Source organism: Methanobrevibacter sp. UBA188 (assembly GCF_905234905.1).
GTDB lineage: Archaea > Methanobacteriota > Methanobacteria > Methanobacteriales > Methanobacteriaceae > Methanocatella.
In genome coordinates, this window is record NZ_CAJOJM010000010.1 from 4,667 (window position 1) to 25,681 (window position 21,015).

At 32.8% G+C, this 21,015-nt stretch carries 29 protein-coding genes; 25 read left to right on the forward strand and 4 right to left on the reverse strand.

The window, feature by feature from the left end; genetic code table 11:
• On the forward strand, window positions 1–494 hold a 494-nt coding region (locus QZ143_RS03255; protein ID WP_292881174.1), incomplete at its 5' end, for a 4Fe-4S dicluster domain-containing protein.
• Here QZ143_RS03255 and QZ143_RS03260 read toward each other — a convergent pair.
• Window positions 491–673 carry a hypothetical protein gene (locus QZ143_RS03260; RefSeq protein WP_292881177.1) on the reverse strand — a complete coding sequence of 61 codons (183 nt, stop codon included), beginning with the start codon at window positions 671–673 and terminating at the stop codon, window positions 491–493. The genes QZ143_RS03255 and QZ143_RS03260 overlap by 4 nt on opposite strands.
• Window positions 674–842: 169 nt before the next feature.
• On the opposite strand from QZ143_RS03260, the gene QZ143_RS03265 reads away from it, so the two are divergent.
• The 4 genes from QZ143_RS03265 to QZ143_RS03280 all read left to right on the forward strand — a co-directional run bounded on the left by QZ143_RS03265 (window position 843) and on the right by QZ143_RS03280 (window position 4,861).
• Window positions 843–1,052 carry a TIGR04165 family Cys-rich peptide gene (locus QZ143_RS03265; protein ID WP_292881181.1) on the forward strand — a complete coding sequence of 70 codons (210 nt, stop codon included), beginning with the start codon at window positions 843–845 and terminating at the stop codon, window positions 1,050–1,052.
• A gap of 1 nt (window position 1,053) precedes the next feature.
• Window positions 1,054–2,181 (forward strand): TIGR04083 family peptide-modifying radical SAM enzyme, encoded by a 1,128-nt coding sequence (locus QZ143_RS03270; RefSeq protein ID WP_292881184.1) that lies wholly within the window; start codon window positions 1,054–1,056, stop codon window positions 2,179–2,181.
• Window positions 2,182–2,189: 8 nt separating this feature from the next.
• Window positions 2,190–2,465, forward strand: a complete 276-nt coding sequence (locus tag QZ143_RS03275) for a hypothetical protein (protein WP_292881187.1) — start codon at window positions 2,190–2,192, stop codon at window positions 2,463–2,465.
• Between the two features lie 347 nt (window positions 2,466–2,812).
• Window positions 2,813–4,861 (forward strand): cation-translocating P-type ATPase, encoded by a 2,049-nt coding sequence (locus QZ143_RS03280; RefSeq protein ID WP_292881190.1) that lies wholly within the window; start codon window positions 2,813–2,815, stop codon window positions 4,859–4,861.
• A gap of 168 nt (window positions 4,862–5,029) precedes the next feature.
• Here QZ143_RS03280 and QZ143_RS03285 read toward each other — a convergent pair whose 3' ends face one another.
• Complete coding sequence (locus tag QZ143_RS03285) at window positions 5,030–5,362, reverse strand: hypothetical protein (protein ID WP_292881192.1); 333 nt, start codon at window positions 5,360–5,362, stop codon at window positions 5,030–5,032.
• 422 nt (window positions 5,363–5,784) lie between these two features.
• Here QZ143_RS03285 and QZ143_RS03290 point away from each other — a divergent pair, with 422 nt between their 5' ends.
• The 3 genes from QZ143_RS03290 (at window position 5,785) to QZ143_RS03300 (ending at window position 8,757) form a co-directional block, all read left to right on the forward strand.
• A complete protein-coding gene (locus tag QZ143_RS03290) occupies window positions 5,785–6,774 on the forward strand; it encodes an ATP phosphoribosyltransferase (protein ID WP_292609347.1) in 990 nt (329 codons plus the stop codon).
• A 141-nt stretch (window positions 6,775–6,915) separates the two neighbouring features.
• Window positions 6,916–7,818, forward strand: coding sequence for a CBS domain-containing protein (locus tag QZ143_RS03295; RefSeq protein WP_292609345.1), 903 nt, complete (start codon window positions 6,916–6,918; stop codon window positions 7,816–7,818).
• A 15-nt stretch (window positions 7,819–7,833) separates the two neighbouring features.
• Window positions 7,834–8,757, forward strand: coding sequence for a deoxyhypusine synthase (locus QZ143_RS03300; RefSeq protein WP_292881195.1), 924 nt, complete (start codon window positions 7,834–7,836; stop codon window positions 8,755–8,757).
• Between the two features lie 222 nt (window positions 8,758–8,979).
• Here QZ143_RS03300 and QZ143_RS03305 read toward each other — a convergent pair whose 3' ends face one another.
• Together QZ143_RS03305 and pyrF are read right to left on the reverse strand one after the other, a co-directional pair.
• Window positions 8,980–9,228 carry a DUF5654 family protein gene (locus QZ143_RS03305; RefSeq protein WP_292609341.1) on the reverse strand — a complete coding sequence of 83 codons (249 nt, stop codon included), beginning with the start codon at window positions 9,226–9,228 and terminating at the stop codon, window positions 8,980–8,982.
• A gap of 85 nt (window positions 9,229–9,313) precedes the next feature.
• Window positions 9,314–9,961, reverse strand: coding sequence for an orotidine-5'-phosphate decarboxylase (gene pyrF, locus QZ143_RS03310; RefSeq protein ID WP_292609372.1), 648 nt, complete (start codon window positions 9,959–9,961; stop codon window positions 9,314–9,316).
• Window positions 9,962–10,160: 199 nt separating this feature from the next.
• Between pyrF and cbiM the strand changes: the two genes are divergently transcribed.
• The 17 genes from cbiM (at window position 10,161) to QZ143_RS03395 (ending at window position 20,683) form a co-directional block, all read left to right on the forward strand.
• Window positions 10,161–10,826 carry a cobalt ECF transporter S component CbiM gene (gene cbiM / locus QZ143_RS03315; RefSeq protein ID WP_292609339.1) on the forward strand — a complete coding sequence of 222 codons (666 nt, stop codon included), beginning with the start codon at window positions 10,161–10,163 and terminating at the stop codon, window positions 10,824–10,826.
• A gap of 10 nt (window positions 10,827–10,836) precedes the next feature.
• Entirely contained in the window at window positions 10,837–11,124 is a 288-nt protein-coding gene (locus QZ143_RS03320) for an energy-coupling factor ABC transporter substrate-binding protein (protein ID WP_292609337.1), read from the forward strand.
• A gap of 43 nt (window positions 11,125–11,167) precedes the next feature.
• Window positions 11,168–11,863, forward strand: coding sequence for a cobalt ECF transporter T component CbiQ (cbiQ, locus tag QZ143_RS03325; protein WP_292609335.1), 696 nt, complete (start codon window positions 11,168–11,170; stop codon window positions 11,861–11,863).
• Window position 11,864: 1 nt separating this feature from the next.
• On the forward strand, window positions 11,865–12,698 hold the full coding sequence (locus tag QZ143_RS03330; RefSeq protein ID WP_292609333.1) for an ATP-binding cassette domain-containing protein: 834 nt from the start codon (window positions 11,865–11,867) through the stop codon (window positions 12,696–12,698).
• 135 nt (window positions 12,699–12,833) lie between these two features.
• The gene (ribC, locus tag QZ143_RS03335) at window positions 12,834–13,292 is read left to right on the forward strand and encodes a riboflavin synthase (RefSeq protein WP_292608987.1); all 459 of its coding nucleotides are present in this window, start codon (window positions 12,834–12,836) and stop codon (window positions 13,290–13,292) included.
• A 13-nt stretch (window positions 13,293–13,305) separates the two neighbouring features.
• Window positions 13,306–14,010, forward strand: a complete 705-nt coding sequence (locus QZ143_RS03340) for a glycosyltransferase family 2 protein (RefSeq protein ID WP_292881198.1) — start codon at window positions 13,306–13,308, stop codon at window positions 14,008–14,010.
• 9 nt (window positions 14,011–14,019) lie between these two features.
• On the forward strand, window positions 14,020–14,367 hold the full coding sequence (locus QZ143_RS03345) for a DUF2304 family protein (protein WP_292608981.1): 348 nt from the start codon (window positions 14,020–14,022) through the stop codon (window positions 14,365–14,367).
• Between the two features lie 3 nt (window positions 14,368–14,370).
• Window positions 14,371–15,042, forward strand: coding sequence for a (Fe-S)-binding protein (locus tag QZ143_RS03350; RefSeq protein ID WP_292881201.1), 672 nt, complete (start codon window positions 14,371–14,373; stop codon window positions 15,040–15,042).
• A complete protein-coding gene (locus QZ143_RS03355) occupies window positions 15,029–16,231 on the forward strand; it encodes an LUD domain-containing protein (protein ID WP_292881204.1) in 1,203 nt (400 codons plus the stop codon). Before QZ143_RS03350 ends, QZ143_RS03355 begins: the two co-directional genes overlap by 14 nt.
• A gap of 89 nt (window positions 16,232–16,320) precedes the next feature.
• Window positions 16,321–17,034, forward strand: coding sequence for a (5-formylfuran-3-yl)methyl phosphate synthase (locus QZ143_RS03360; protein WP_292608972.1), 714 nt, complete (start codon window positions 16,321–16,323; stop codon window positions 17,032–17,034).
• Between the two features lie 13 nt (window positions 17,035–17,047).
• Entirely contained in the window at window positions 17,048–18,532 is a 1,485-nt protein-coding gene (guaB, locus tag QZ143_RS03365) for an IMP dehydrogenase (RefSeq protein WP_292881207.1), read from the forward strand.
• Window positions 18,533–18,795: 263 nt separating this feature from the next.
• On the forward strand, window positions 18,796–19,065 hold the full coding sequence (gene rpl37A / locus QZ143_RS03370; protein WP_292608966.1) for a 50S ribosomal protein L37Ae: 270 nt from the start codon (window positions 18,796–18,798) through the stop codon (window positions 19,063–19,065).
• 3 nt (window positions 19,066–19,068) lie between these two features.
• A complete protein-coding gene (locus QZ143_RS03375; RefSeq protein WP_292608962.1) occupies window positions 19,069–19,200 on the forward strand; it encodes a DNA-directed RNA polymerase subunit P in 132 nt (43 codons plus the stop codon).
• A 43-nt stretch (window positions 19,201–19,243) separates the two neighbouring features.
• Window positions 19,244–19,729, forward strand: coding sequence for a ribonucleotide-diphosphate reductase subunit beta (locus tag QZ143_RS03380; protein ID WP_292608959.1), 486 nt, complete (start codon window positions 19,244–19,246; stop codon window positions 19,727–19,729).
• Complete coding sequence (locus QZ143_RS03385) at window positions 19,722–19,985, forward strand: KEOPS complex subunit Pcc1 (RefSeq protein ID WP_292608956.1); 264 nt, start codon at window positions 19,722–19,724, stop codon at window positions 19,983–19,985. Before QZ143_RS03380 ends, QZ143_RS03385 begins: the two co-directional genes overlap by 8 nt.
• A gap of 29 nt (window positions 19,986–20,014) precedes the next feature.
• Window positions 20,015–20,362 carry a prefoldin subunit beta gene (locus QZ143_RS03390; protein ID WP_292608952.1) on the forward strand — a complete coding sequence of 116 codons (348 nt, stop codon included), beginning with the start codon at window positions 20,015–20,017 and terminating at the stop codon, window positions 20,360–20,362.
• A gap of 36 nt (window positions 20,363–20,398) precedes the next feature.
• On the forward strand, window positions 20,399–20,683 hold the full coding sequence (locus QZ143_RS03395; protein ID WP_292608949.1) for a DUF3194 domain-containing protein: 285 nt from the start codon (window positions 20,399–20,401) through the stop codon (window positions 20,681–20,683).
• Window positions 20,684–21,015: the final 332 nt, after the last annotated feature.

The window sequence follows — 21,015 nt, forward strand, 5'->3', positions numbered from 1 at the left end:
GCGTATTTTCCGGAATGAATTCCATTGAACAAATTGAAGATAATTTGGCTGTTGCTAATTCCACAACACCTCTGTCCATGACATTTGAGGAAATGGAAACTGTGGAACTTGTCAAAAGAGTCATGAGAAATTCTTTAAAGATTAACTGTTCTACTTGTGGATACTGCATGCCATGTCCTCAGGGCGTCAATATTCCGGAATGCTTAAAAACATACAATGAAAAATACTTGTTCGATCATAAAGGTTTCATAAACACCTCATTGATAGATTACTATCAGTATGTTGGTGGAATCATGGGAAAAGCGGCCAATGCTGGTTTATGCAATGGCTGCGGCAAATGTCTGAGGAAATGCCCTCAAAAATTGGACATCATTTCCGAGCTTGAAAAAGTTAAAAAGGAATTTGAATTTCCGGGAATCAAATATATCCTTCCGATTGTTAAAACTGTTGGCATTCCTATTTATAAATATGCCATTAAGTTAATTAATCGTTAGGTATATCTTAAAATGTAATATAATTCAATAAATAATTTGTCTTCTGTTTTTAACCAGTTTTGTGACATGACAAAATCAATGCTTTCAGCCCATACATTATCTCTTACTATGTTGCTTACTTCGATAAACAATGGATTGCTTTTTTCTTTCATGAACTGGTCATATAAATCATTAGGCATTTTAATCACTTTAATTTTAAATTTAATTTATTCTATCTGTTTATATGCTATTTAAAGCTTGTTGAAGTCATTTTGAAAAATTGCAGTCATTTTTACATATTATTTAAACTTTTCGGATAGTGAAAAATTAATATAATTTAAAAACTAATTTTAGATTATAGGTGAAAATATGAAACTTGAAGAATTATTGGCACCATGTCCAAAATGTGGTTCAAAAGATAAAATTGCTCACAGAAAATTATTAGACAATCACAGGGCACATGCAGAAATGGAAACTGTAAAATGTGAAGGATGTGGTTATATTTTCTTTGTAAATGATGATATGGAAGAAGATGAAAAGAAAAAACTGTTAAATGAATTAAATAAGATACATGGTTAAAATGACATTTCATGTAATGATTATCCCTACTCTTAACTGTCCATCAAATTGTAAATATTGTTGGGGTTCTGAAAATAAAAAAGAAATGATGGATTTGGAAATTATCGACCAGATATGTGAGTGGTTAGCTGATTTTAGAGATGATAAAGTTCATTTCACTTTTCATGGCGGTGAACCTCTTCTTGCAGGTTATGACTTCTATGAGTATTCTTTGGAAAAGTTATCCCAATTGCCAAACTTCGAAGGATTTTCCCTTCAAAGCAATATCTGGCTTTTAACAGATGAACTGATTGATTTATTTGTTAAATACAATGTTGTTGTAAGTACAAGTATTGACGGACCGAAAGAAATAAATGATTATCAAAGGGGAGATGGATATTTTGATAAAACAATGTCCCGATATGAACTTGCAAAAAGCAAGGGGTTAATCATTAACTTTGTTTTGACAGTAACTGATTATTCTAAAGATTTCTCAGATGAACTGTATGATTTCTTTAAAAATGAAAAAATGAACCTTAAAATACATGCTGCCCTTCCGTCACTGAGGGGTGACAATGCTGATCCATGGGCTCTTGATCAGGAGGAACATGGTAAACTGCTTGTAGATTGGTTGGACAAGTATCTTTATGATTTGGATAAGTTCACTGTTATGGATCTTGACCATATCTGCAAATCTTCACTTAGAAGAAGAGGCACTCTCTGCACATTTGCAGATTGTATAGGTACAACATTGGCGGTAGGCTCTGACGGTTCGATTTATCCATGTTACAGATTTGTTGGAATGCCAGAGTATGTTCTAGGCAATGTAGGTGTTAATCCTAGTTTTGATGATTTAAAGGAATCTGATGCATGGGCAAAACTAATGGAATTTAGAGATTACGTTGATGAAAACTGTAAAAAATGTCGATATGTTAAATATTGTGAAGGTGGATGTCCTTATAATGCTATTGTTGCATATCAAACACCTCAGGCAGTTGATCCTCAATGTACTGCATATAAAATGATATTCGGAGAAGTTTCAAAAAGAATGAATAAAGAATTTGCCAAATCAGCCTTTGGAATGGGTGCGCCTGCTCCAAGAAAAGAAGGCGAACCATTTAGCATCATGGATTTGGCGATGAAACCTTGAGGATAATTATGGATAGAGATATTTTAGAAAAATTATCCGATTTGGAACATCAGCAATGGTGCGAATGGTCTGGCTCAGTATCCAAAGAGATATTTTCATTAATCACTATTTTGGATAGGTTTGAAGACGATTTGACTGATGATGAAAAGTTGACTGTTTCTAGAATTAAAGACAAGTTGGCTCGTTGGGATAATTTGCAGGTAAACTATTTTGAATTGTCTGAAAATGAAAAGGAAAAGGACAGAGTCTATGCTAAAAAAGTATTGTCTATTGTAAATGATTAATTTTTCAACAATCTAACTATAAAATGCTCTGTGACTAAAAAGTCAATATGCTAATGAATTATCTGTAATTACAAGAATACTTCTGACTAATTTTTTAAGTAATACTGAGTATTTAAATAAATCCAAAAAAAGTAATACTTTATATACTATATTTTACAAATATGTATCATAGTAATACTGAGTATTTAAATGAACTCAAAAAAAGTAATACTTTTGGGCTGTTTGGTACTTACTGAATTTAATTTTTTAATTGGTTTCAAGATTTTGAAATTTCCATTGAAAAATTTTTGAGTAATACTAGGTATTTAAATAAATTAAAAAAAAGTAATACTTTGAGGTGTTTTTGAATGATTGATGAAATAACTGACTTCCTATTCGGACTAAAAATGACTATTATTTCCGGCATATTTTTATTGATTGCAGTTATTTTTATGATTTTTGGAGTTGAAACTCCTATTTATTTAAACCCTGCATGGGGAACAGTAATAATAAGTGGTATTCCGATGTTATTGCTGGCAATGACCAGATTAATTCGTGAAAAATGGATTTCATCTGCACTATTGATTGCAATAGCTATGGTGGCATCCCTTATGATTGGGGAGATATTTGCTGCAGGTGAAGTTGCATGGATTATGGCATTGGGTGCTCTTTTAGAAGATTGGACTGTCGAAAGAGCTAAAAAAGGTTTAAGAAATTTAATCAATTTAACTCCGCAAACCGGAAGAAGAATTGTTGATGGTGTTGAAGAGGTAGTTCCTGTTGATGATATAAAAATCGGTGATACCTTAAGAATTCTTCCGGGTGAAAGCGTTCCGGTCGATGGTGAAATAATAAGCGGAACTTCATCACTAGACCAGTCAATCATGACTGGTGAGTCATTACCTATAGATAAGGAAGTTGGTGATGAGGTATTCTGTGGAACCATGAATATGTATGGTGCGATTGATATAAAGGCAACCAGTTTGGGTGAGAATTCATCACTTCAGAAATTGATTGACCTTGTAAAAGCGGCTGATGAAAAACAGGCTCCAACACAAAGAATTGCAGATAAATGGGCTACATGGCTAGTTCCTGTTGCTTTGATAATTGCTATTGTTGCATGGCTTGTAACAGGCAATATTGAAAGGGGAGTAACTGTTTTGGTAGTATTCTGTCCATGTGCATTAATTTTAGCAACTCCGACAGCAATCATGGCTGCAATTGGTCAGGCAACAAAATATGGTGTTTTAATTAAATCCGGTGAGGCACTGGAGACACTGGGTGGTTTAAATACGTTGGTATTCGATAAAACCGGAACTTTAACTTACGGTAATTTAGAAGTTTCTGATGTTATCTCTATAAAGGAAGATTTGACTGATTTGGATTTGCTTAAACTCACTGCTTCATGTGAGAAATTAAGTGAACATCCATTGGCTAAAGCTATTGTAAATAATGCAAAAGAAGCTGAAATCGACATTGAAGAGCCACAAGACTTTAAAATGTATCCTGGAAAAGGAGTTACATGTAAAAATTCTTATGGCCATGTATATGCAGGAAACTCCAAATTTCTATCTGAAAACAATATTGATATAAATATTGATACACAGCTAAATAAATTAAAAAATGAAGGTAAAGCTTCAATTATTGTTGCATTGGATAGTGAAGTTGTTGGTTTGATTGGTTTATCTGATGTAATACGTGAAGATTCCAAAAAAATGATTGATAGTTTACACGATCTTGGAACTGAAACAGTATTGCTTACTGGAGATAACACAGAAACTGCTAATTACTTTGCATCACAAGTTGGAATTGGTAAAGTCTATGGAAATCTGTTGCCAGAAGAAAAACTTTCATGGATTGAAAAATTCAAAAGCGAAGGCAAACAGGTATGTATGATTGGGGATGGTGTAAATGATGCACCTGCACTCAAAACAGCTGATGTAAGTGTTGCAATGGGTTCTGTTGGAAGTGATGTAGCAATAGAAGCGGCAGACATTGCACTTTTGGGTGATGATATCGGTAAGATTCCCTATCTTAAAAAACTTTCCAATTCAACATTATTTACAATCAAAGCAAACATTGCAATTTCAATGACAATTAATGCAGTGGCTATTGTATGTTCTGTATTGGGACTCTTGAATCCTGTAACTGGTGCTATTGTTCACAATGCAGGGTCATGTCTTGTAGTTCTTAATGCAGCATTATTATATGACCGGAAATTCGATGATTCAATCAAAAAAATCGACACAAAAAGTACTGAACACTCACATTATCACTTCCATGATGACGGTGAGCACTCCCATTCTCATGAATGTGTTGAAATAATTGATGAAATCAAAACTGAAAAAGGAATAAAGCATATGCATGTACACAAACATGCATTGGATAGACAAAGTTGTGAACCCTATCACAACTGATTATTTTCTTTTTTTAAAGTGAGTCCACCAAAATTATTTTTTTATATAAAAAATCAACAAATCACTCAAAAAATTTAATTTTGGAGGGGCACTGTTATATCAAAAAATGGTGTAGGCCACACCACGGTGCGACCAAAAAATTCAAAAAAAGTTGCATTAAACGATTTATTAGCTCAGTGACTCAACCATACTTACAAGTGTATCCATATCATAATGAGTACTTAGAACCATAACCATTTCAACGTCTTTGATTTTTATAGCTCCATTCAATCCATTTGCACCGATTTTATACATATCACCAGTTTTGGTCACATTAGCACCTTTAGCTTTCAAATCTTTAAGGGTTTTATTGACTAATGAGTCATCCACATCAGAACTCATTAGATATGTGACGTTCATATCGTTTGCAGAGTCAGAATATGATACTGCATCATCTAAAAGTCCACCTGATGAATCGGTTTTTTTGAATGTTGCGTTTTTAGGAACTTTCAACGCCGTCATAGTCATGATCCACAAGTTCCACTGCAGCAGAAACTCCACCCATTACAAGACCGAGTGTTGCCAAAACAATCAATATTGCGAATATCTTTTTCATAATGTATCTCCTTTAATATAATTTGACTGCTTTGAGGACAATGCATATCAAAAAGTCCAACTGAACTATACTGAAAGCAAATGTCCTTGTAGTCAAGTTACTTTTATTAGTCCATTTAATCACCACTTATGAAATTGATGGTGAGTGCACTAATAATATAAATATATGAAAATTCATTATATAAATTACTTTTTAATTATACATATTACAAGTCACTTAAAACGAAATCTTTGACCCATTGAAAATTTGTCCAACTGAACTTTTGACAGACAATCCATCATTAAAACTTTAAATATTTTGAATGATAATAATATGTTTAGGTATTACTATGAATGATAAAATAATTTTAGGACTTCCAAAGGGAAGTTTAAACAATGTGAAAAGAGGAAATACTCACCAATTATTTGTTGATGCAGGTTATGAAGTCAAAGGATATGAACCTGGTGATGAATCTTATGAAATTGAAATCTTAAATGATGATGATATTGTAGCATTTTTAACCCGTCCGCAATCCACTCCTGTTGAGTTGAACAGAGGAATGGTTGATATTGCAATTGTTGGTGAAGATTGGATTAAGGAAGAATCAGTTTTAAGACCAACAAATACTGTAAAACTTGGGGATTTGGACTATGGTAAAACCCGATTGATAGTTGCAGTTCCTAAGGAATCTCCATATGATAATCTTTCAGACTTTTTCAGAGCAAATAAGGATAGAAAAACCCCAATATTATGTTTCACTGAATATCCTAATTTGACCAGAAAATTCATCATGGAAAATGAGGTATATCAGGAAATGTATGGTGATTCAGTACCTTTTGTACAAGTTAGGGGATTGACTGACGGTGATAATGAAATGGTTCAGGTCATTAACTCTGACGGGGCTACTGAAGTTTACATAGCTAAAGGTGCTGATTTTATTGTTGATAATACTCAAACAGGAAGCAGCTTAAGAAAAGCAGGTTTAAAAGAGATTGAAACCATATTGCATTCTTCTGCAGGTCTTTACGCCAGTGAAAAATGTACTGGTGAAAAGCTCAAAAAAGCGCAAATGATTTATGAGCAGTTATTGGGTGCCATAACAGCTAAAAAATATTTTGATGTTAAATTCAATATTGCAAACTCAAAAATTGAGGAAGTTTCCAATTATCTGGTTGAAAACAAGTTATGTGCTGATGAACCTACACTTACTCCAGGTTCTGACTTTTCACAGATTAACGTGTTAATTCCTAAAGCCAAATTCCCTGAAATGATTGATGCTATTAAAGGATTTGATGCAACTTCCATTATCAGAAATGATTTGAAACAATTAGTTGAATAATCATTTATTTTCTTTATTTTTTTTTAAATATTTTTTAATATTACTGTTTTCCAATTTCAACTATCATTAATAATCATTAACATTTATAAAGTATTTCAAACATATTTAATAATAATTAAATTATTTATTATGGGGATAAATATGTTAACATCTGTACAAAAAGAAATTTTACAAACCCTAATTAACTTATACCAGTCTTCCAATGGTAAATCAGTCAAGGGTGAGGATATTGCAGAGGTCATGGGCAGAAATCCTGGAACAATTCGTAACCAAATGCAATCCTTAAGAAGTTTAGGTTTAGTTAAAGGTGTACCGGGTCCTAGAGGAGGATACAAACCAACAATTGAAGCTTATCACTCTTTAAACATTTCAGTTTCTGATAAGGATTCAAAGGTACCGATTTATAAAAATGGAAAAAGGGTGGAAGATGTTTCTGTTGCTAAAATAGAATTCACTAGTGTTCCTCAACCTAGTGAATGTGAAGCGGCAATTAAAATTTTAGGAAGCATTAAAGATTTAAATCTTGGAGATATCATCAGTATTGGCCCAACACCCGTAAATAATTTAGGAGTTATTGGTGAAATTGTAGGAAGGGACGATATGGACAATATCTTATTGGTTGATACCACTACAATCAGAAGTATTCCAAAACAAACAGTCGGAGATATTGCAAGCAGGGATGTAAAATCATTTAAAATTGATTGCTCTGTTAAAGAAGCTGCTAAAAAGCTAGTCGATAATGAAATTGATGGAGCACCTGTTATAAAAGATGGTAAAGTTGTTGGAGTATTTACATTAACTGATCTTGTTCAGGCAATAGCTGATGATAATGAAAACAAAAGTGTCGGCGAGTTAATGTCTACAAATGTGGTAATTGTTAATGAAGATTTAAAAATTGCTAACGCAATTGAAGTTATGCTTAAAAAATCTATTTCCAGATTGATTATTGCAGATAATGATAATAATTTACTTGGAATTGTTACAAGAACCGATTTAATTAATATTATTACTAATTTGGAACAATTTCCAATTGTAACCAATTAATTTTTCAGTGATTTAATGAAGGTAAATCAAATTACTGTCAATCAGGATATGAAAGTATTGGATTTATTAAATCAGTTTGATGAATCCGGTGTTTTGGGTGCGGGTAAAGTAGCACGTGCTTGTAATATCTTGTCAGATATGATTTTAGATGAGGATATGAGTGTATTTTTAAGTTTGGGTGGTCCTTTAATACCTGGAGGCATGAGAAATATTGTCACAAAGATGATTAAAGAAGGCCATGTTGACTTGATTGTAGCAAGTGGTGCAAATATTACTCATGATCTTGTTGAGGCTTTTGGAGGATCTCATTATCGACATGAAGGAAAAGATGATGAAGAGCTAAATGAAGAGGGTATAGGTCGTATTGCAGACATTAATGTTGGATCTGATGATTTTACAATTTTTGAAGAGGAAATCACTAAAATATTTGAAAAAATTGCTTCAAAAAAGAAAGTTGTTTCAATTCAGGAATTGCTCTATGAAATAGGTTTGCAGGTTGAGGATGAAAACTCCTTCGTTGCAACTGCTGCAAGAAATGATGTTCCGATTTTCGCACCGGGGCTTATTGATTCAATGATGGGTCTTCAATTATGGATTTTTTCACAAGACCATGATTTTACGATAAGTGCTGCAGGGGACATGCCTTTATTGTCAGATATTGTTTTTGATTCTAAAAAAGTAGGTGCAATCCTTTTGGGAGGAGGCCTTACTAAGCATTACACTTTAGCATCAAATGTAATTAAAGGCGGTCTTGATGCTGCTATTCAAATTACAATGGACCGGCCTGAGGCAGGTAGTTTAGGTGGTGCTCCACTTGAAGAGGCAAAATCCTGGGCGAAGGCTAGATGTGGATCCAGTCTTGCAAGTGTCGTTGGAGATGTTACCGTTATTTTCCCATTGATTTATGCTGCTGCATTGGATAAAATCAGCAATGATTAAATGAGTTAGATTATTTTAGTATTATTATTTTATGGGTTTTAGGCAATATTACAGAAAATAATGTCTTGAATTTATTTTTGAACATCGCTATGTGATAAAAAGTTGTATTATTATTTCTTGCGGTTGTGGTGTATTTAATATTTGGATTTTTTTGATTTTTTATATTTGATGAAAATTTGAATTAAAAAAAGAAGTAAAAAGGAATTTGAAATTCCTTTAAATTTAGTCGTCTCCGAGTTCAATACCCATTTTACCTGCTACTCTTGCGAGTAATACAGTAACAATAACAGCAATAATGGTTACAACTATAGCATATATGAATAAACTTGGAAGAGCATCTCCAGTACCTATAAATTGTTCGATTAATTTTTGAATAGCACCATTCCATGCTAAACCTGCAACAAATGCGAATGCGGTTGTAATCAATCCTAAAATTGTTTCCATAATTAATTTTGTTACTTCGTTTGCCATGATTTTTTCCTCCATTTAAATAAATTTGTTCAAAGATAATAAGAACAATATTATTTTTATTTCTTTTGATTAAAATAGTTTAGTTTCAATTCAATGATTCGATTAATTTCGCACATGCTTCTTTTGGATTATCTGATTCGTAAATACTTCTTCCAACAATAATTGCATTTGAATATTTTAATGTTTTTTTACCATCTCCTCCCTGCTTTCCCACACCTGGGGAGATGATAAATGAGTCTTTTCCAACAATGTCTCGAATATCTGACAATCTGTCAAGCCTGGTTGCTGGTGCAACATAGTTTGTGATTCCCATATCAACGCCCATCTGAGCTATTGCATCGGCATTTTTTTGCAGAAACATTTTAGCTCCAGGATGTGACATTTCTGTCAGTAGGAACAATTCTTTTCCATGTTTATTTGCCATGTCGAGGCATGCCTGTACGCTGTCAGATCCGACAAAGCCATGGCATATGATTGCATCTGCTCCCGCTTTGAATGTTTCGTCGCAGATTTTTTCGTTTGTTGCATCAATATCTGCCACTTTAAAGTCACAGATTACTTTAAATCCAAATTTATCTTTCAGTTTGTTTATTATTTCAAGGCCTTCGGCCAGTGCCAGCGGATATCCGATTTTAATTGTATCGATGTATTCTTTAATTGAATCGCAAATTTCAATAGATTCACTTTCACTCATCACATCTAGGGCTAAAATTAAGTTGTTTTTTATGTTCATGTTATCATCTTTTGGTATTTTCATATTAAAATAATTAGGTTATCCTAAATTTTGTTTAATGTATTACTAATAATATTTATATATAATAAGGTATATAATATCATTATCAATAAAACTTTAATAAATTTTAATTATATTTTAAATTTTTATTGAGTTATATATCAATTAATATTGATAGGTTATTTGGAGGAAATTATTTATGCATATTATGGAAGGATATTTACCATTGAACTGGTGTATTATATGGTTCGTCATATCATTCATCGTTGTAGCATTTGGTTTATATCAAATTAAGAAAATCGTAGATGAAACCCCTGAATCCAAAGCTTTACTCGCAGTAAGTGGTGCATTCATGTTCGTCTTATCATCTTTGAAATTACCTTCTGTTACTGGAAGTTGTTCTCACCCTTGTGGTAACGGATTAGGTGCAGCATTATTCGGTCCTGCTGTAACCGCAGTACTTGCAACTATTGTACTTTTATTCCAAGCATTATTACTTGCTCACGGTGGATTAACTACTTTAGGTGCAAACATATTCTCTATGGGTATTGTTGGACCATTAGCAGCATGGTTAATATATAAAGGTTTAACAAAAGCTAATATTTCATCAACTGTTGCAATCTTCTTTGCAGCATTCTTAGGTGACTTATTGACTTATGTAGCTACTTCATTCCAATTAGCTATTGCTTTCCCTGCTCCAAGTTTCGGATCAGCATTAACAAAATTCTTAGTTATTTTCGCAGTAACTCAAGTACCATTAGCTATTGGTGAAGGTCTATTAACTGTAATTATCTGGGACAGATTAAAAGCTTACAAACCAAAATTATTAGATAAATTAGGTGCTTTAGCTCCTAATGAAGCATAAGGTGATATAAATGAAAACATCAACATTAATTATATTGGCTGTTGTCTGTATCATATTATTCATTGCACCATTAATAATGTTTAATGGTCATGGAGAAGATGACGGATACTTTGGTGGTGCAGACGATGCAGCAGGTGAAGCTATCGAAGAAACAGGTTTCAAACCTTGGTTTTCATCTATATGGGAACCACCTAGTGGTGAAATAGAAAGTTTATTATTCGCTCTTCAAGCAGCTATAGGTGCAATCATTATTGGATATGCATTTGGTTATTGGAGAGGACAAGGTAAAGAAGAATAATTTTATTCTTCTTTTATTTTTTCTTTTTTTTTAAAGTGATTTTATGAAATTTGATATGGATTATATTGCACATCACAATGAATTAACAGAATTTAATCCTTACTTTAAATTGTTTTTAACAATCATATTGTTAATTGTTACATTAGCGCTTGATAATCTATATTTTGATGTATTCATATTTGTTGTAATGTCTATTGTCATTTTAGCCATTGCAAAAATCAACTACAAATCCTATTTAAAATTCCTGTCAATTCCAATGGCATTTCTTGTTATAACATGTATCTTTTTACTGTTATTCTTTGGAAAGGGCGAGGTAATATATGAAACAGGAATATTTGGCATAGTGGTCACTGATGATTCTTTTCATTATGCGGTTTATACATTTATGCGTGTAGTGGGTTGTTTACCAATTTTAGGTTTTTTAGCACTTACAACACCTATAGCAAAGATTTTAAATTGTCTCAGGACTTTGAAAGTCCCTAAAATCATGATTGAAATTGCACTTTTGATGTATAATGTCATTTTCATATTCCTGAATGAAATCGATACCATGCAGAAAGCCCAAAACTCTAGGTTGGGATATCATTCCTATTGGACTTCATTCAAGTCTTTGGGTGCTCTTGCAAGTACAATATTTTTGAGATCCCTTGATAAAAGCGAAACATTACAACATTCTCTCGATTCTAGAGGATATACAGGTGAACTTCCTGTTTATGTACCACCAAAAAAGGAGGAATAATATGTTAGAAGTAAAAAATATTAAATATGCTTATAATGCTGATTATCAGGCTCTTAAAGGAGTTAGTTTAAAGGTTGAAAGGGGAGAAATGGTTGCTCTCTTAGGTAAAAACGGTGCAGGTAAGTCAACTTTGTTTTTACATTTAAATGGGATTTATGAACCTGATGAAGGTCAAGTTTTCATTGACGGAGAAGAATTGAAATATGATAAAAAGTCTTTACTCAAATTCAGACAAAAAGTTGGTATTGTGTTCCAAAACCCTGATGACCAAATTTTTGCTCCAACAGTAGAGGAGGATGTGGCTTTCGGACCTCTTAATTTAGGTTTGCCTATGGAAGAGGTTCAAGACAGAGTTGAAGAAGCACTTGCTCGTGTTGGAATGAGTGGCTTTGAAAAAACAGCTCCGCATCATTTAAGTGGAGGTCAAAAGAAAAGAGTTGCTATTGCAGGAATTCTTGCAATGAAACCTGAAGTTATGGTTTTGGATGAACCTACTGCAGGTTTGGATCCTCAAGGAGTAGTTAATCTTCAAAAATTATTGAGAAATTTAAATGATGAGGGAATTACAATTATTATTTCAACTCACGAAGTGGATTTAGTTCCAAACTATGCTAAGAGAGTATTCGTTTTGGTTGATGGATTATTGATTGCTGAAGGCACTCCTAGAGAAATATTTGCGCAACCTGAAATATTAGAACAAGCTAATTTGAAAGTTCCTATTGTCACTGAATTATTCCAAGACCTTGAAAAGGAAGGATATGACATGAATGGGGACTATCCGTTAACAATTGATGAAGCTAAGGATAAGTTTTTAGAATTGTTAAACAAAAACTAATTTTTTTTTAAATCAGATTTTTTTCATAATTATACTGCCCAAAGTATTACTTACAGTATTAATTCATAATACTTTTTAATTATTAACTAAACATTTATATTATTAAAGACATATTTTTTCATAAGGTGAATTTATATGAGAATTGGAATTTGTGACACTACATTTGCACGCTTTGATATGGCTTCAGCAGCTATTGATGAGCTTAAAAATAATGCTTATGATTTAAAAATAATTCGTGAAACTGTTCCTGGTGTTAAAGACTTGCCTGTAACAGCTAAAATTCTCATTGAAGAAGAAAATTGTGATATTGTAATGGCACTTGGAATGCCTGGACCTATGGAAAAAGATAAGATGTGTGCTCATGAGGCATCAACAGGCCTTATCAATGCACAGCTCATGACAAACACTCATATTTTGGAAGTATTTGTCCATGAGGATGAAGAGGAAGATCCTGTTGAACTTGCAAAGCTTGCTGAAAACAGGGCACGTGAACATGCTCAAAACCTAATTAAAATGATGTATCACAGAAAAGCAATGAGAAAAGAAGCTGGAATGGGAATGCGTGAAGGAAAAGAGGATGCAGGACCATTATAATTAAAGGTGTAAAATGGAATATGAGATAACTGCCGAAGATAAGAATGCAACATATGTGGTTCTTCCGGCATATAATGAGGCAACAAGAATCCAACCTGTATTGGAATCTATTGCAGAGAAAGGATATAATATGGTCATTGTCAATGACGGTTCAACAGACAATACTTTGGATGTTATTCTTGAATCTAAAAGAAAATATCCGAATCAAATCCATGTCTTTTCTTTGATGATTAATCGTGGTGTGGGTGTTGCTACACAAACAGGCTTTGATGCCGTTTTGAATTTCAATCCAAAATATGTTGTCAGTATGGATTCGGACGGTCAGCACTCGGCCGATGATTTGGATAAGGTAATAAAACCATTGGTTACAGGTGAAGCTCAGGCTGTTATTGGTGTAAGGCCACTGGAGGATATGCCTAGAAGCAGAAATTATGCCAATGCAATCATGAATTTTTTAACAAAGATTTTTTATAGAGTGGATGTAAGCGATTCCCAAACAGGTTTCAGGGCAATTACCAGAGATGCATTGGATAAAATTACCATTAACGCTACTGGATATCTCATATCTTCAGAATTCATACGTGAAATCAATGACAATGATATTCCATTTGCAGAAGTTCCAATCGAAACAATATATACTCCTGAAACTCAGGCAAAAGGAACAAATACTACTGCTGCAATAAAAATATTGCTTCAGATGATTAAACATCAATTTTAAGGTGATAATATGTTTTTATATTCTTTAATATTTCCAATAATTTCCATTATAGCGATAGTTTGGTTTACACTCAGATATTTAAGGGGAAAACATTCTGCAGTTACAACTGTATTGTGGGCTCTTTTCTGGATTATTGTAGCAATATTTTCACTTTTCCCAAATTTAAGTAATCAATTCGCTAAATTAGTGGGTATAACTCGTGGTTTAGATTTTATTATCATTTTAGTATTCATAGTATTGTTCTATACTATTTTAAGACTTTACTTTATTGTTGATAAATTGCAGAATGATTTGAATACTGTTGTAAAACAGGTTGCAATACAAAATGAAGTTACTCTTGATGATGAAGAGGAATAAGTCATGTTATATTTTAGAGGATGCACTGCAAGGGAAAAACAAACTGGTATTGCAAAAGCCACTGAAAGACTTCTTGAAGTTGCGGGTGTCGATTTTCACACATTGGATGATGAAAAATGTTGTGGATCTGTTTTACTTAGAACTGGTTTTGTCGATGAAGCGCAAGAGCAAATCAAAAAGAATGCTAAAATTTTAGAGGGAGAAAGCATTATCACTTCCTGTGCAGGTTGTTATAAAACTTTAAAAGATGATTATGAAGGTTTGGATGTAGTTCATATTTCACAGCTTTTATATAAACTGATTAAAGAAGGCAAACTTAATTTTTCTAAAAATAATCTGAATGTTACTTATCATGATTCCTGTCATTTGGGTCGCCATTGCAATGTTTTCGATGAGCCTAGGAAAGTAATAGAATCTGTTGCAAACCTGATTGAAATGGAAAATATCCGTGAAAACAGTCTGTGTTGTGGTGCTGGAGGAGGTGTAAAATCAGCATATCCTGAAATTGCTGATGAGATGGCATCCTCAAGGATAGGTCAAGCAAAGGAAACAGGTTGTGAAACATTGGTTACTCCATGCCCTTTTTGCAAACTCAATCTTGAAAATGATGATATTGAAGTTTTGGATTTAACTGAATTTTTAGTAAAATATGGTGATGTAAATGGAGAGCAGTGAACTTGAAACAATGAGAAAATCTTTCAGTACAGTTAAAAAAAGATCAGGTACTATTAAAGACTCACCATCCACTAAAAAATTAATTAAGAGAGTTCAGGAAATTAAAAAGTTCTCCATTGAAAACAATAAAGAATTATTCAATCAGACATTGGAATCATTTAAACGCAACGATATTGATTTTAAAATTGCAGATTCATCAAAGGATGCATTGGATATTATTGATGAATTGCTTGTAGAATATGACTGCAGTACAATTGCTAAAGCCAAATCAAATACATTAGGTGAAATCAATCTTAAAGCACATCTTAAAGGAAGTAACATTGATGTTGTCGAAACTGATTTGGGTGATAGGATACTACAACTTAAAAAGACTGATAATAAACCTGTTCATCCAACAGGTCCTGCTTCTCATTTAAATATTTCCAAGATTGCGGATATAGTTAACGATTCATTGGATGTTAATGTTGACCCTGAAGCTAGGGAAATCATGGAAATTGTCAGGCATGATGTGTTGAAACGTCTTGAAAATGCCAATGTAGGTATAAGTGGAGCCAATGCAATAGCTGCTGAAGAAGGTTCTCTTGTAATGGTGCATAATGAAGGCAATATTTCAATAGTTTCACTAAAAGATTTGCATATAATTGTAGCTGGAATTGATAAGATTGTACCTTGTCTTGAAGACGCAATATCAATTGTAAAACTAGAAACAATTTTTGCAACAGGCAATTTTGTAACATCATATATGAATGTAATATCAGGGCCATCAAAAACAGCCGACATTGAAAAGAAACTCTTAAAGAACATGTATGGTGCTGAAAAAGTAGTTGTCATTCTTTTGGACAACGGAAGAAGTGAAGCTACTGATGAATGTCTTTATTGCATAGGATGTGGAAATTGTGTAGTTCACTGTCCTGTATATAATGCCGTTGGAAATGAATTTGGTTTCAATAATTATTTGGGCGGTCGTGGAGTGGCAATGTCCAAGTTTATTGAAGATGAAGAGACTTGCTATGATTCTGGCCTTTATATGTGTACTTTATGTGGATTATGTACTTTAAACTGCCCAGTAGCTATTCCGACAAATGAAATAATTGAAAATATGAGAAAATTATCTGCTGAAGTAGGATTCTATCCGAAGGCTCACGGCAAAATAAAAGAGAATATTTCTAATAATGATTCTCCATATTAACTACTTTTTTTTAAAAAAACAATAGTATTATAAGTAATAAGAAAGTAATATTAATATATTATAATATTATATTTTATTGGAGGAAATTTATGCTTCTATTAATAAGTCCTATAAATCGTGAAGAGGCTCTTGAATCTATTGAAGGCGGGGCAGACATTGTTGATGTAAAAAATCCTAAGGAAGGTTCTTTAGGTGCTAATTTCCCTTGGGTTATTAAGGAAATCAGGGAATTAACTCCTAAAGATAAACTTGTTAGTGCTACTTTAGGTGATGTGCCTTACAAACCAGGTACAGTTTCCCTTGCGGCAATGGGTGCTCATGTTTCTGGAGCTGATTATATTAAAGTTGGATTATATGGAACAAAAGACCATGATGAAGCGGTTGAAGTCATGGAAAATGTTGTCAAAACTGTTAAAGATGTAAGTGAAGATACTATTATTGTTGCAGCAGGATATGCTGATGCTCATCGTGTAGGTGCAGTAGGTCCTATGGAAATTCCAAAAGTTGCTAAAGATGCTGGATGTGACCTTGCAATGCTAGATACTGCTGTTAAAGACGGTCATACATTATTCGATTATTTAGATATTGATCAATTAAAAGAATTTGTAGAAGAGGCTCATGGTTATGGTTTATTGACTGCGCTTGCAGGATCCGTTAAAAAAGACCAATTAAAACCATTAAATGATATTGGCTGTGATGTTGTCGGTATCAGAGGAGCTGCATGTGTGGGTGGTGACAGAAATACTGGTAAAATACACCATACTGCAGTAGCTGAGCTTAAAGAATTATTGGATTCATTCTAATCAGGTGTAAATTATGTCGTTTTCAAAAAAAGTTCAAGAAGCAAGAATGTCTTATACTTTTGATGATTTTCTCTTATCTCCTAATGCAAGTTATGTGGAGCCTAAAGATATTGACACTACCATAGAATTAGGTAAGGGAATTAAATTAAATATTCCAGTACTTAGTGCAGCTATGGATACTGTAACCGAAGCAGACCTTGCAATCGCTATGGCTCAACAAGGTGGTGTAGGAGTAATTCATAGGAATATCTCACAAGAAAGACAAGTTGAAGAAGTAAAGAAAGTAAAAAATGCTGAAGATTTAACTATTCGTGATGTTATTACTATTCCTCCAGATTCCACTGTTGCTGAAGCTCAATCTTTAATGCATGATGAACTTATCAGTGGTTTGCCTGTTGTTGATGGTGATAAAATCATGGGTATTATCTCAAAAAGAGATATCAGACCAGTTTTAAAATCAGAACCATCCACAGCAATTAAGGATATAATGACATCGGATGTTGTCACTGTTGATGAAGGAGTTTCTACCGAAGAAGCGTTAAATGTTGCATATGAAAATAAGGTTGAAAGACTTCCTGTCGTTAATGATGGTAAATTAGTTGGAATTATTACCATTAAGGATATCTTAAACCAAAATCAATATCCGAATGCTGCACGTGACGATAATGGAAACTTTTTGGTTGCTGCTGCATGTGGACCGTTTGATTTGGAAAGGGCAATGGCTCTTGACCAAGCCGGTGCAGATATCATTTCCATTGACTGTGCTCATGCTCATAACATGAATGTGGTCAAATTCACTGAAACAATCAAAGATAATATTGATGCTGAATTATGTGTAGGTAATATTGCTACAGCTGAAGCTGCTGAAGATTTAATTTCTATGGGTGTAGATGCACTTAAAGTAGGTATTGGTCCGGGTTCAATGTGTACTACTCGTATCGTAGCTGGTGTTGGTGTACCTCAACTTACTGCTATTTCTGATGTTGCTGATGCTGCCGCTGATTCTGGAGTTCCTGTCATTGCTGATGGTGGTATCAGATACTCTGGAGATGTTGCTAAAGCTATTGGTGCAGGTGCAGATGCGGTAATGCTTGGAAACTTGCTTGCAGCATCCTTGGAAGCTCCTGGTGATATTGTAGTAATGAACGGTAAACAATACAAAAAATACCGTGGAATGGGTTCTATGGGTGCAATGACCAGTGAGTATGATGGAGGATCAGACAGATACTTCCAAAGTAATAAAAGTAAAATGAACCATACTAAGTATGTTCCTGAAGGAATTGAAGGTGCTGTACCATATAGAGGAACAATTGCAGAAATATTATTCCAGTTAGTAGGTGGTTTAAAATCATCTATGGGTTATTGTGGTGCGAAAGATATAGCTGCAATGAAAGAAAATGCAAGATTTGTTAGAATTACAAGTAGCGGTATTAAAGAATCCCACCCTCATGACTTGTTGATTACTAACGAAAGTCCTAATTATCCAACTCTTGAATAGTTGGATATTTTTTAATTTTTGTTTTGATGAGAATCCAGTGAAAAATTTGATTTGTAGGAAGAAGTATTTTCTCATCAAAATTATTTATATTTCAAAGAGAACCTTGTGTTTTCTATTAAATTAACTAGTTTTAAGAAAACATTTAAATATTAGTAAATGCTATATTATCATATTAGATAATTTTATGATTATTTTAGATAATCTATGTAAATTAAAATAATTTACATTTTAATTAAATTTTATTGATTACGGAGAGAATATAAATGGCAAGAACTAAAAAAGTTGGTATCACAGGAAGATTTGGTGCAAGATACGGAAGAAAAGCAAAAAGATCTGTAAAAATCATTGAAGAAAACATGAAAAAAAATCATGTTTGTCCTAAATGTGATAGACCTTATGTAAAAAGACAAGCTGCTGGAATTTGGAAATGCAGAAAATGTGGTGCAGTATTCACTGGAGGAGCTTACGTTCCTGAAACTCCTATGGCAAAATCTGCAGCACGTAGTATCAGAGATATTCGTGTGGAGGAATAGACTTTGTATAGATGTCCACGTTGTGGAGCAGAAGTAGACCATAAAAGCTACATGGAAAATAAATGTCCTAAATGTAGATATAGGATTTTATTTAAAAATGTTCCAGAAACAACTAGAGTTATAAAAGCTAGATAATTTATCTGCTTTTAATATATTTTTTTACTATTTTTGATTTTGTATGTTAATTTCAACTTCTAGGAAACCTTCTCAAAAAACCAGGAAGTTCTGTAAAAATTTAGCCCATTCAACAGGTTCAACTTCTGTTAACAGGGGTAAAATGAATATGCGTGAACTTCTTTTGAAGGCTTTGGAGTTAGATGAATTTAACTTAGCAGTTGTTAATGAACTTAAAGGAAATCCAAGTAAAATTACTTTTTATTCTAACAAAGGTGAAGTTTTACTTGTAATTCTCATTGGAGCTTCTCTTGAATTTGAAAAGTTAAATATTGCTCCATCCAAATTAAAAATAGTGTCTCATGTTAAAAAACTCGATGTCTTAAGTGAAATTTTGGACATTGAGCTGGCTGATAAAGCAGAGGATAATTATATATTAATTTCTAGTGATGATGATTTGGTAGCTAAAATTAATTTTATCAATAAATTCGGCGATAAAACCAATTTTCAGATTAATGTAAAGAAAATCTTAGAGGGTACACATGAGTGAAGGTCCTCTTGAATCTGTCAAAAGTGATATAGTTATCGAATTTGAAAGTAGCGCTCAGGCTAAAATAATTTATGATTCTATTATATTGGAATTCGATACGGCTCCGGATTTTAGATCATCAATGTCTATAGAATTGGAAGATTCTAAAATATTAATCAATATTGATGCAGAGGATTCCACCTCTTTTAGAGCTTCCATTAACTCGGCGATTAAGTGGATTAAATTAGCATTAGAGATAAATAACTTAACAAATTAATGTTCATATATAATTAAATAGGTGATATAATGGAGATTCCAGAAAATATTCAAAATCAATTAAATCAGTTTCAACAATTACAACAACAAGCTCAAGCAGTAAATATGCAAGTTCAAAATGTTGAAGTTCAAATTCAAGAAACTGAAAAAGCTTTAGAAGAACTCAAAAAAACCGATGAAAATACTGAAGTATTTAAACAAGCAGGTACTTTACTTATTAAAGTGGAATACAGTGATGCTTTATCTGAAATGGAAGAAAAATTAGAAACTCTTCAATTAAGAAAACAAACTATGGCTCGCCAAGAAGAAAGAGTCATGAAAAAACTTGAAGAGATGCAAGCTACTATTCAAACTGCTATGCAAGGAATGGGCCAATAGGCTTATTTTCTTAATTTCTTTTTTTCATCGATTTTTATGTCAAAGTTAAAAGTATTAACTCAGGAAGATTTGTCTAAAATTTCAGATGATTTTGGCGAAATTTTAGAACAGGAAGTTTCAAAAGTAATTTCCACTAAGGAATTGGAAGATTTAGATTTGGATATTGTTCTTAGTTATGAAAATGAACAATTGGACGTTGATGTTGATGTTGGAGTAATTTTTGATGAGCTTTCAGAAATTAATCAAGATCAAATCACTAAAGCCATTGATGAAGCTTATTTGAAGTTTGATTCTTATATCGATGACAATTTCAGAGTTTAATTATTTTTTTTAAATATTTGTGTAATACTTTTTTTATGTTTTTTAGTAATTTAAGTAATACTTTTTTATAAAAAAGTATTTATATTATAAAGTTCAACTATTAAATAAGTTTGAAGTAATTGCAATAGCTTAGCAATATATGGACAAACACGTAATACTATCTTTCAAATTCCCTCTTTTAGTTACTTCAAACTGCCTACTTTATTTTTTTCAATTTGACTTTATCAAGCAAATTTTATTATTTTTCACGGGATTATGGATTTTTAAAAAGGTGGAGTTTATCTTTATTTTTAATTTTTTATAATATGTTTATTTTTTAATAAATCAATTAA

Bases quoted from the DNA above. Each gene is read 5' to 3' on its own strand.
- QZ143_RS03280 (WP_292881190.1), top strand. From the start codon at position 2,813: ATGATTGATGAAATAACTGACTTCCTATTCGGACTAAAAATGACTATT.
- QZ143_RS03355 (WP_292881204.1), top strand. From the start codon at position 15,029: ATGGAGAGCAGTGAACTTGAAACAATGAGAAAATCTTTCAGTACAGTT.
- ribC (WP_292608987.1), top strand. From the start codon at position 12,834: ATGAGAATTGGAATTTGTGACACTACATTTGCACGCTTTGATATGGCT.
- QZ143_RS03395 (WP_292608949.1), top strand. From the start codon at position 20,399: ATGTCAAAGTTAAAAGTATTAACTCAGGAAGATTTGTCTAAAATTTCA.
- QZ143_RS03360 (WP_292608972.1), top strand. From the start codon at position 16,321: ATGCTTCTATTAATAAGTCCTATAAATCGTGAAGAGGCTCTTGAATCT.
- QZ143_RS03285 (WP_292881192.1), bottom strand. From the start codon at position 5,362: ATGACGGCGTTGAAAGTTCCTAAAAACGCAACATTCAAAAAAACCGAT.
- QZ143_RS03300 (WP_292881195.1), top strand. From the start codon at position 7,834: ATGAAGGTAAATCAAATTACTGTCAATCAGGATATGAAAGTATTGGAT.
- cbiM (WP_292609339.1), top strand. From the start codon at position 10,161: ATGCATATTATGGAAGGATATTTACCATTGAACTGGTGTATTATATGG.
- QZ143_RS03380 (WP_292608959.1), top strand. From the start codon at position 19,244: ATGTTAATTTCAACTTCTAGGAAACCTTCTCAAAAAACCAGGAAGTTC.
- QZ143_RS03275 (WP_292881187.1), top strand. From the start codon at position 2,190: ATGGATAGAGATATTTTAGAAAAATTATCCGATTTGGAACATCAGCAA.
- QZ143_RS03290 (WP_292609347.1), top strand. From the start codon at position 5,785: ATGAATGATAAAATAATTTTAGGACTTCCAAAGGGAAGTTTAAACAAT.
- QZ143_RS03265 (WP_292881181.1), top strand. From the start codon at position 843: ATGAAACTTGAAGAATTATTGGCACCATGTCCAAAATGTGGTTCAAAA.
- QZ143_RS03350 (WP_292881201.1), top strand. From the start codon at position 14,371: ATGTTATATTTTAGAGGATGCACTGCAAGGGAAAAACAAACTGGTATT.
- guaB (WP_292881207.1), top strand. From the start codon at position 17,048: ATGTCGTTTTCAAAAAAAGTTCAAGAAGCAAGAATGTCTTATACTTTT.
- QZ143_RS03345 (WP_292608981.1), top strand. From the start codon at position 14,020: ATGTTTTTATATTCTTTAATATTTCCAATAATTTCCATTATAGCGATA.
- QZ143_RS03260 (WP_292881177.1), bottom strand. From the start codon at position 673: ATGCCTAATGATTTATATGACCAGTTCATGAAAGAAAAAAGCAATCCA.
- QZ143_RS03305 (WP_292609341.1), bottom strand. From the start codon at position 9,228: ATGGCAAACGAAGTAACAAAATTAATTATGGAAACAATTTTAGGATTG.
- QZ143_RS03320 (WP_292609337.1), top strand. From the start codon at position 10,837: ATGAAAACATCAACATTAATTATATTGGCTGTTGTCTGTATCATATTA.
- rpl37A (WP_292608966.1), top strand. From the start codon at position 18,796: ATGGCAAGAACTAAAAAAGTTGGTATCACAGGAAGATTTGGTGCAAGA.
- cbiQ (WP_292609335.1), top strand. From the start codon at position 11,168: ATGAAATTTGATATGGATTATATTGCACATCACAATGAATTAACAGAA.
- QZ143_RS03340 (WP_292881198.1), top strand. From the start codon at position 13,306: ATGGAATATGAGATAACTGCCGAAGATAAGAATGCAACATATGTGGTT.
- QZ143_RS03270 (WP_292881184.1), top strand. From the start codon at position 1,054: ATGACATTTCATGTAATGATTATCCCTACTCTTAACTGTCCATCAAAT.
- QZ143_RS03330 (WP_292609333.1), top strand. From the start codon at position 11,865: ATGTTAGAAGTAAAAAATATTAAATATGCTTATAATGCTGATTATCAG.
- QZ143_RS03385 (WP_292608956.1), top strand. From the start codon at position 19,722: ATGAGTGAAGGTCCTCTTGAATCTGTCAAAAGTGATATAGTTATCGAA.
- pyrF (WP_292609372.1), bottom strand. From the start codon at position 9,961: ATGAACATAAAAAACAACTTAATTTTAGCCCTAGATGTGATGAGTGAA.
- QZ143_RS03390 (WP_292608952.1), top strand. From the start codon at position 20,015: ATGGAGATTCCAGAAAATATTCAAAATCAATTAAATCAGTTTCAACAA.
- QZ143_RS03295 (WP_292609345.1), top strand. From the start codon at position 6,916: ATGTTAACATCTGTACAAAAAGAAATTTTACAAACCCTAATTAACTTA.